The organism is Bradyrhizobium sp. (assembly GCF_049512235.1).
In the GTDB taxonomy this organism is placed as follows: domain Bacteria; phylum Pseudomonadota; class Alphaproteobacteria; order Rhizobiales; family Xanthobacteraceae; genus Bradyrhizobium.
This window is the reverse complement of sequence record NZ_JBEKXH010000553.1, coordinates 1-3929: the sequence shown is the minus strand read 5'-3', so window position 1 is coordinate 3929 and position 3929 is coordinate 1. Positions and strand designations below refer to the sequence as shown.

Genomic DNA, 3929 nt, shown 5'->3' with positions numbered 1-3929 from the left:
GTCTTTGCCGTGTGCATTTCACGCTACTTCAATGGCGAGAGGGGCCGCATCCAGCTCACTTCGTTGAACCTGACGGGCGAGAATGGAAAAGCGGGAGCCGCCACCAGGAGTCGAAGCGACGTCGATACTGTGCCCTAGAATTCCGATCGCCTGACGCACGATGAAGAGGCCTATGCCCAGACCATCGTGTCGCGAAGGATTAAGACGGGTAAAGGCCTCGAACATTCGGGGGATCTGATCCGCGGTAAGACCGACTCCAGTATCATACACGTCAATGCGAATGCCTTGGCCAATGTGACGGCAGCCGACGAGAATCGCGCCTCCAGGCTCAGTGTATTTGACGGCATTACCGAGCAAGTTGCGCAGAACGGCACCGAGAAGCAGCGCATCGCTCTCAATCGTGGCGCTGGTCGCGACCGTGCGAACGCTAATTCCCTTTATTAAAGCTGCAACCTGGCTCTCGGAGGCCACTCGCTGCAATAAAGGTCCGACCAGCACTGGCGTGAGCTTCACGCCCTTAGGGCCTGTTAATAAATAACTTAGTCACTTTTTCGGACGTTTCTTCGCTGGCGCTATGGTATAATTCCATTCTCCGTGGAAGTCATGAGGAAAAATGTTCACGGTGGCGAGTTGCTCATCTGAGATTTTTAGTCCTTTGGGATATTTCTTTTCGTCAAGTTCCGCACGCACAGTCAAGCCCATCTCGGTAGTCGTAGCCGCAATGAGTTCAACGATTGTACGAAAAGTGCGCAGGGGCTTGCCGCGCCAGTTGATGCTGATGAATGAAAAAAGCCGATGCTCGATTTTATTCCACTTGCTGGTTCCAGGCGGCAAGTGGCACACCGTAATCGGGAACTTGAGTTCGTCGGCAAGTTTCTGCAGTTCAATTTTCCATAGACGGACGCGGTAGCCGTTCGACCCGCCGCCGTCAGCTGTCACCAAGAGGCCCTTGGGTTTCGGATAACGTTTCTTTCCCATGGCCTTCCACCAGCGGCGGATGGCGTTCACCGCAAAGGCCGCGGTGTCGTGATCCGTTCCGACGCTGACCCAGCCGGCATTGTTATTGATATCGTAGACTCCGTACGGTACCGCGCGTTTTAGCTTGGGATCAATGAAGTCATGCACATTAACTTCTTCGGGGCTGCCTTTCCGGGTCCATTCACGGCCCGCATTCTTGAAATTGCCCACCAATTCCTTCTTTTTCGTATCGACCGAGATGACCGGCTGGCCATCCTTCAAAAAGCTGCCAGCCTTTTTATTGATGTATTCAAACTGAGCATTTCGGTCCATATGCTCGCTTCCCTCGCGGACTTTCCGATTGGCCTGTAAGCTATAATGCAGCTTTCGAAGACAATCCCCAATAACTGGATGGCTGACCTCGTGCCCCCTTTTTCTGAGCTCTGCGCGTAGCTGCCGCAGGCTGAGCGATGTCCACAACTGCCGTCGCATCGGGTCGCCTCGCGTCGCCGGTTCAAGCAACGACTTAAGGTCGGAAAGCAGGGTTGGGTCCTCAGCTATCCTCGATTTACGTCCTCCACCCCGCCGACGTATCCGGTCACTGCCAACTGAGGCACGATCTTCGAGATCTTTAATCCCTCGATATATCGTCCGTCGCGCCAGACCCGTCGCCTTAGCGATGGCGCTCACACCGCCGTGTCCGATCGTGCGTGCTTCGGACGCCGCCCAGCGTCGTCGGCTGCGCTCATCAAGGAGGGGAGCCATCGACCTCCAACGTTTCCGCAGAGTCCTGATGTTCGAAGCGCTTATCACGCGACGATTCTACCGCCGCCGATTCTCGTCAGGGAATCCCCGAGCTATAATTCTTGCGGACCGTGACAAAATTGACTCAGTTATTTATTAATGGCCCCTTAGCGTGCTCGCGGAGCTGAAGGGCGGCGACTAATTCGTCAAGCTGATCGCTCAATCGGTCCACGGCGCACTGAATGAAGCGCAGCAGACGCAACTCAGATTTGGTGCGAACGCTGCGACCGAGAAACTCGCGAGCGTGCTGGATTGCCTGGAGTGGCTGCCGAAGATCGTGTCCTGCTATCGCCAGCAACACGGACTCAAATTCCGACGCTTTCTGCGGGTTCGCCTTGGCCGTCATACTCCAAGTGGTGAGCTGCTTCGGCGTCCGCGGCACGCGGCAACTGTTGCCGCTTTGAATCTCTTCGATGTGCCCCTTCGTTTCGCGCATGACGGCGTTCGCTCAGAAGAAGTTGAACAATTTCGACGAGAGCCTTGCTTAATCTTTCGATGTAAGCGAGTTCAACTTTGTGAAATATTGTATAATCCTGTTGCTGAGGGCACGCGTCTGAGTCGGCCCGTTCAATCTAAAGCAGATCCCGCGCTTTGAAATTGCTACAGCGACAGGTGCTCGATCGCGGAGAACGATCAGCTGAGCGACCAAATAGCTCCGGGCATTGAAAACGAAATCGGGCGCCAGCGGATCGGGCTGTTCACGCTTAGCAGGTTGCCGTTGAAGGCGATGATCGCGACAATGGTCGGCAGCACAGTCGCGACTGAGTCGATAAGGATCGTTTTATCAGGGACCCTGGTGGTCAAGGATATTCATCGCTGGAGGTTTCCGCTGTCTGTCATCAAGGGGACGAATTTGCAGGGAGGTCGACCTCCTTTAATGGGAGCGCGTGAGGCATCGACTCGGGTTTCGGACCGGGATTTTCGTTTGGCCACGCATGACAAGTAGCGCAATCGGCTTTGGCGTGCTGCGCTTGGTGGCACGAGATGCAGGTTGCCATCGATGTCACTGCCGTCATTTCGGACAAGACAGGCTCGTCGGAAACCGCGCCGTGGCAGGTCGTGCATTTAACCCCAGCACGAAGATGCGGTTGATGGTTGAACTGCACTCCCGGAAGCAGCGGATAAATGCGTACCCACGGTATCGACGCGCTGGACGCTGCAAACTCCGCTAGCTTTTTGATCGCATCGTTATCCTTGGCGACCGCGGTATGGCAACTCATGCAAGTCGTTGCCGGCGGCAAGGACATGTCGCTACTTTTCTCAGGGTTCACGTGGCAACTACCGCACTCAAGCCCGAACGCAACGTGGTCCTTGTGGCTGAACGGTATCGGTTGGACGACAGGTGGGTGTGGTGCCAGATTTGACTCTATTGCGACTGCAGTCGGCTGATCAGCTATGTCTTGTGAACTTGTCCACTCCGTTCGGATCGCGGCGACTTCAGCCGACGTGACTGCAGATCGCACTGCGCCGAACCGACTGGTGGCATAGTTAGTGACGCTCGCGATGTCGTCGTCGGATAATGCACGTCCGAACGCGGGCATCATCGTCTTGTAATCATGTGCACCGAATAGAATTACCCGCACGACGTTCGCTGCCGTCGGATCGTTTACAGATCGCGATCCAATAAGCGTCGCAAACGGAGTCAGCGGGCTCAGGCCGTCGGAGCCGTGACAGGATGCGCACGCATGAGCGAAGACCGCCTGCCCACGGTTGTCGTCGGTCGCAGCGGCACTTCGTACGACCTGGGCGGCCGGCCTTGGTGCTGGGACATCAGAAGTCGCGATTGCAGGGATGGTACGAAGATAATCAAGCATCGCGGAGATGTCTGCGGCGTCAAGATGTGACAGGCTCATGCTCACTGCTTCGCCCATCGGACCCGTAGCCGCGCCATGGCCGTCGGCATGGCCGGTGGCCAAGTATCCGGCAAGATCGGTATCGCTCCAAGCCCCCAACCCGCTGTCACGATGCGACGTAATATTGTAGGCACGCCAGCCATCCACGACGGCGCCGGCGAATTTCTTCCGGTTATTCAGACCTTCGAAGAGATTACGAGGTGTGTGGCATTCTCCGCAGTGCGCCAATGCCTCGACCAGATAGGCTCCCCGGTTCCACCGAGCGGAACGTTCGGGATTTGGCTCGTACCGTCTGTCGGCGTTGAAGAGAAGAGA

5 protein-coding genes are annotated in these 3929 nt (G+C 56.2%); all 5 read right to left on the bottom strand.

The features are described from left to right. Positions 1 to 18: 18 nt before the first annotated feature. Positions 19 to 513 carry a sensor histidine kinase gene (locus ABSG20_RS31540; protein ID WP_423868362.1) on the bottom strand — a complete coding sequence of 165 codons (495 nt, stop codon included), beginning with the start codon at positions 511 to 513 and terminating at the stop codon, positions 19 to 21. A gap of 30 nt (positions 514 to 543) precedes the next feature. Further along, positions 544 to 1722 carry an ISAzo13 family transposase gene (locus ABSG20_RS31535; protein WP_423868361.1) on the bottom strand — a complete coding sequence of 393 codons (1179 nt, stop codon included), beginning with the start codon at positions 1720 to 1722 and terminating at the stop codon, positions 544 to 546. 124 nt (positions 1723 to 1846) lie between these two features. Beyond that, entirely contained in the window at positions 1847 to 2197 is a 351-nt protein-coding gene (locus ABSG20_RS31530; protein WP_423868360.1) for a histidine kinase dimerization/phospho-acceptor domain-containing protein, read from the bottom strand. Positions 2198 to 2394: 197 nt separating this feature from the next. Beyond that, positions 2395 to 2565, bottom strand: a complete 171-nt coding sequence (locus ABSG20_RS31525; RefSeq protein ID WP_423868359.1) for a hypothetical protein — start codon at positions 2563 to 2565, stop codon at positions 2395 to 2397. 35 nt (positions 2566 to 2600) lie between these two features. Continuing rightward, the coding region (locus ABSG20_RS31520; protein WP_423868358.1) for a cytochrome c3 family protein at positions 2601 to 3929 on the bottom strand (1329 nt) is incomplete at its 5' end.

Coding starts and splice junctions, on each gene's coding strand:
- ABSG20_RS31535 (WP_423868361.1), bottom strand. CDS start 1,722: ATGGCTCCCCTCCTTGATGAGCGCAGCCGACGACGCTGGGCGGCGTCC.
- ABSG20_RS31530 (WP_423868360.1), bottom strand. CDS start 2,197: ATGCGCGAAACGAAGGGGCACATCGAAGAGATTCAAAGCGGCAACAGT.